General features: G+C 71.2%; 1 pseudogene. It reads right to left on the bottom strand.

The features are described from left to right. Positions 1–728, bottom strand: a pseudogene (locus AQI88_RS48740) (polyketide synthase); the annotation flags it as partial. Positions 729–893 lie beyond the last annotated feature (165 nt).

The raw sequence follows: 893 nt of genomic DNA, 5'->3' as shown, positions 1-893 counted from the left end.
AACGACACAACACCCGCCACCCCGGCAGACTCGATGTCCTGCAACGCCTGCCCCAGAACCACCGCCACCTCAGCCCGGCCCACCACCCCGGCCGGCACCTCAGCGACCACGACCTCAGCACCCCGGGCAACCAGCGCCGCCACACACCCCTGCGTCAAACCATCCCCGGACTGCCCAGCCACGACCAGCCAAGTCCCGGACAACACACCCGAGTCAGGCTCGGCGACCGGAGCCCAGCCCACCCGGTAACGCCAGTTCGCAGTCACCGAACGGTCCCGCTCCTGACGACGCCACGACGCCAGCGCCGGGAGCACCTGGCTCAGATACTGCCGGTCCTCGATCGCCAGCGTGTCGGCGATCCGGGCCAGGTCACCGCCCTCCACAGCGGCCCAGAACTGGGCCTCGGCCACCGTGCTCGCACCATCCCCACCCGCGACCGCTCCCGCGGTCGGCAGGGCCAGCAATCCCTGGGGCCAGTACCGCTCATGCCGGAAGGCATACGTGGGCAGTTCGACCCGGTTCGCAGCAGGCAACACCGCGGCCCAGTCCACCGCCACACCATGGACGAACGCCCGCGCCAGACCCGTCACCAGGCCCGTCACACCCTGCTCATCACGCTCCTTGCGTCGCTGAAGCGGAATGAACACACCCTCGTCGCTGCCGACACCGGCCACCGCGTCCGGACCCAGCGCCGACAAGGACCCGTCCGGACCGACCTCGATGAACACCGACACACCCTCGGCCGCCAACGCGCCCACCGCGTCCGCGAACCGCACCGCCCGCCGCGTCTGCGCCGGCCAATACCCGCTCTCGCACTCGGCCACCAGCTCACCCGTGAGCGCACCCGCCCACACCAGCTGCGGCCGCCGGTACTCCAAACCCGCCGCCACCTC

Origin of the sequence: Streptomyces cellostaticus, from assembly GCF_001513965.1 — a bacterium.
In the GTDB taxonomy this organism is placed as follows: domain Bacteria; phylum Actinomycetota; class Actinomycetes; order Streptomycetales; family Streptomycetaceae; genus Streptomyces; species Streptomyces cellostaticus.
The sequence above is the reverse complement of the archived record's forward strand: the minus strand, read 5'-3'. Positions and strand labels throughout refer to the sequence as shown.